Source organism: Pseudoalteromonas sp. Isolate3 (assembly GCF_022398505.1).
Classification (GTDB): Bacteria; Pseudomonadota; Gammaproteobacteria; order Enterobacterales; family Alteromonadaceae; genus Pseudoalteromonas; species Pseudoalteromonas apostichopi.
In genome coordinates this window covers 1-3,964 of record NZ_JAKEVN010000190.1, presented here as the reverse complement: position 1 = coordinate 3,964, position 3,964 = coordinate 1, and the positions used below count along the sequence as shown (strand labels likewise).

Below are 3,964 nucleotides of genomic sequence, written 5' to 3'. Positions count from 1 at the left end.
AAGCTTATAAATAAAAAACGCCGCAAATGCGGCGTTTTTTATTATTTAGAGCTGAGAGGTTAGTTTCTCGGTTCTGTTCTTAAACCAAGGATTAAACTCACACACATAAGTAGCAATACAAATGTGAAAGGTAAGCCAGTTGATACGGCTCCAGCTTGTAATGCTTCGATAGCTTGTGTACCACCAATCCAAACAAGTGCCGCTGCAATAGCACCCTCAATTGATGCCCAGAAAATACGCTGTGGTACAGGGGCATCAACTTTACCACCTGCAGTGATTGAGTCGATTACTAATGAACCTGAGTCTGATGAAGTGATAAAGAACACAAGTACCAGCACAATAGCAATGAACGAAAGCACTTGCGACATTGGCAGAGCTTCAAACATTTGGAACATAGCCAGTGGTACATCGGTTAAACCTTTTTCACCTAGCACACCTACTTTATCAACCACTTGTTCAATAGCAATACCACCATAAATTGACATCCAGAAGATGGTGACAATAGTTGGGACTAGTAGTACAGCAATTAAGAACTCACGAATTGTACGGCCTTCAGATACGCGCGCAATGAACATACCTACAAACGGTGACCATGAAATCCACCAAGCCCAATAGAATACTGTCCAGCCGTGCATCCATGTCTCATCTTCACGACCATGTGGATTACTAAGTGGAATGATATTTTCAACATAACCCATTACTGTGTTAGGAAGGTTGCCAAAAGCTGCGGCAAAGCCAACGATTGCAACAAATACTAGTAAAACTAGAGCGATAAGCATGTTTACGTTGCTAAGCAGTTTTACACCACCATCAATACCACGAACAACAGAGATCACCGCCAGTAGAGTTACACCAACAATAACGCCAATTTGTAAACCAATTCCGCTATCAGTGCCAAATACATGGTTAATACCTGCGGCCGCTTGTTGTGCGCCTAATCCAAGTGAGGTAGCAAGGCCAAACAGGGTAGCAAGCACTGCTAGAATATCGATTAAATGCCCAGGCCAGCCCCATGCTTTGTCGCCTAAAATAGGGTAAAAAATAGAGCGAATAGATAAAGGTAGCCCTTTGTTGTAGCAAAAGAATGCCAACGAAAGAGAAACAACAGCGTAAATTGCCCAAGGATGCAGACCCCAATGGAACATAGTTGCGCCCATTGCCAATTTAGCGGCTTCTGGTGTGTTTGCTTCAACGCCTAGTGGTGTTTCATACCAGCCTGTAAAGTACGCGACTGGCTCTGCTACGCCCCAAAACATTAACCCAATACCCATACCTGCAGCAAATAGCATTGCTAACCAAGAAATACGAGAGTGAGTTGGGCGTGCTTCTTTACCACCAAGGCGGATATTACCGTATGGTGAAACAATTAATGCTAAGCAAAACAATACGAATAAGTTTGCTGACCACATAAAAAAGCCATCAAAATTATTAATAATGTCGTTTTTAATACCATTGAGGGTAGTTTTTGCTGTTTCAGCATCTGAAACTAATGTTGCCACTAAGAATAGGGCAATTAAACCAGCGCTGATGCCAAATACAGGGTTATGCACATCAAAACCCCATTTTTGTACATTGTCCTGACCGACGGTATAGTCGGTATTGTCGATACTGTACTTATCATGATGTTCGCTCATGAATACCTCTTGTTGTAGTTATATCTAGCAGAAAGCTAAACGGCCGGATGGCACAAGTTCAACTAATCCTCTTTTTACGTAGGAAATTAAAAAATAGTTTGTAGACGAACTAAATTTGTACCAAAGTCTAATCTTTAGTGTAGGAGCTCGAAAAAAAATGTAAATGGTTTTGTCCCTAAACAGCCGAATAAATGCAGTTTTTTTCTTTTTTTGTTGGAATTGTGAACAAATTGCTGCGGGTGAGGAATAATTTGATGACAGTATTATTTCAAAGCAAATTATTTTAGTTGAGATGAAAGTGCTGCAAACATAGTGTTTGCAGCACAAATTTACTACTTCTTGTACGCGTCGTTATGAACGCCCGCAGCACGACCCGAAGGATCAGCATTATTTTGGAATGATGCATCCCATGCAAGCGCTTCAGGAGTTGAACAAGCAACTGATTTGCCATGCGGAACACATTTCGCAGCTGCATCACCTGGGAAGTGCTCTTCAAAAATACTACGATAGAAATACGCCTCTTTTGAATCTGGGGTATTAATCGGGTATTTGTATTTTGCATTAGCTAGGTCTTGATCACTAACTTGATCGTTTACATACTCTTTTAAAGTATCAATCCAGTTATAACCAACACCATCAGAGAATTGTTCTTTTTGGCGCCAAAGCACTTCGTCTGGTAAATAGCCGTCAAACGCTTCACGAATGATGTGTTTTTCAATTTTACCGTCTTTACACATTTTCGCTTCTGGGTTGATGCGCATTGCTACATCAACAAACTCTTTATCTAAGAATGGAACACGCGCTTCAACGCCCCATGCTGCCATCGACTTATTAGCACGTAAGCAATCAAACATGTTTAGTTTTGATACCTTACGATTAAGCTCTTCATGGAACTCTTGCGCGTTTGGCGCTTTGTGGAAGTAAAGGTAACCCCCAAAAAGCTCATCGGCACCTTCACCAGACAACACCATTTTAATACCCATAGCTTTAATTTGGCGCGCCATTAAATACATTGGTGTTGAGGCACGAATGGTTGTCACATCATACGTTTCGATGTGATAAATCACTTCACGTAGTGCATCAATACCTTCTTGAATTGTAAAGTGAATAGGGTGGTGAATCGTACCAATCATATCAGCTACTTTTTGTGCAGCTGCTAAATCAGGCGAACCTTCAAGACCCACAGAGAATGAATGTAGTTTTGGCCACCAAGCATCAGACTCGTCATTGTCTTCGATACGTTTTGCAGCAAAACGTTGCGTAATAGCCGAGATAACAGATGAATCTAAACCACCTGATAATAGAACGCCATATGGAACGTCACACATTAATTGACGTTTAACAGCAGCCTCTAAACCTTCTTTTACATCGCTTGTTTTTGCTTCGTTGTCTTTTACAGCATCATAGCTTTGCCAATCACGACTGTAGTATTTACGAAGTTGCCCATCTTTGCTCCATAAGAAATGACCCGGAGGGAATTCTTCAATATGTTTACAAATTGGCGAAAGTGCTTTCAGTTCTGAAGCAACATAAAAGTTACCATGTTCATCATGACCTGTATAAAGTGGAATAATACCGAGATGGTCACGACCAATTAAGTAGGCATCTTGCTCTTCATCGTATAAGCAAAAGGCAAAAATACCATTTAAATCGTCTAAAAACTCAGGGCCTTTTTGCTTATATAAAGCCAAAATAACTTCACAGTCTGACTGAGTTTGAAAAGTAAAATCAGTTTCTAAGCTTGCGGCTAATTCTTTGTGGTTATAAATTTCACCATTAACAGCAAGAATATTTGTACGCTCTGGGTTGTACAATGGTTGTGCACCACTCGAAACGCCAACAATAGCAAGACGTTCATGCACTAAAATAGCTTTATCAGATGAATATACGCCAGACCAATCTGGTCCGCGGTGTCTTAATAGTTTTGACATCTCAATTGCTTGGCTTCGCAATTGAGTGGGATCAGATTTAATATCTAATACCCCAAATATTGAACACATAGTGACTCCTCATTCCAATTATGTGCGCAGTTAACAGAATTTATATAACTGCGAATGTTTGTTTTAACAGAAATAATTACCTAAGTCACACAGGTTTTTTAATTAATTGAGAATAAAATATGCACCTAGGATTATGTCTTTGCACCAGTATGGGGTAAGTGGTTAAAGGCTGAGCAGTTTAAATGCTTGATTTGCACAAATTGGGTGATATAGGGCCTAATATAAAGGCTCTTATTACTAAATGACCTGCACAGCTTTGGTGCAAAAAAATGTGTGGTTTTTTACCTTTTTAAATGTATAGACAAGTCGTAAAGATAGCGCGAGCAAAGG

At 40.2% G+C, this 3,964-nt stretch carries 2 protein-coding genes; both read right to left on the bottom strand.

Going from position 1 to position 3,964, the window contains the following annotated elements:
• Positions 1-59: 59 nt before the first annotated feature.
• Positions 60-1,634 carry a BCCT family transporter gene (locus tag L1D46_RS19915; RefSeq protein WP_167657616.1) on the bottom strand — a complete coding sequence of 525 codons (1,575 nt, stop codon included), beginning with the start codon at positions 1,632-1,634 and terminating at the stop codon, positions 60-62.
• Positions 1,635-1,966: 332 nt separating this feature from the next.
• A complete protein-coding gene (gene asnB / locus L1D46_RS19910) occupies positions 1,967-3,634 on the bottom strand; it encodes an asparagine synthase B (protein ID WP_239978112.1) in 1,668 nt (555 codons plus the stop codon).
• Between the last annotated feature and the right edge of the window lie 330 nt (positions 3,635-3,964).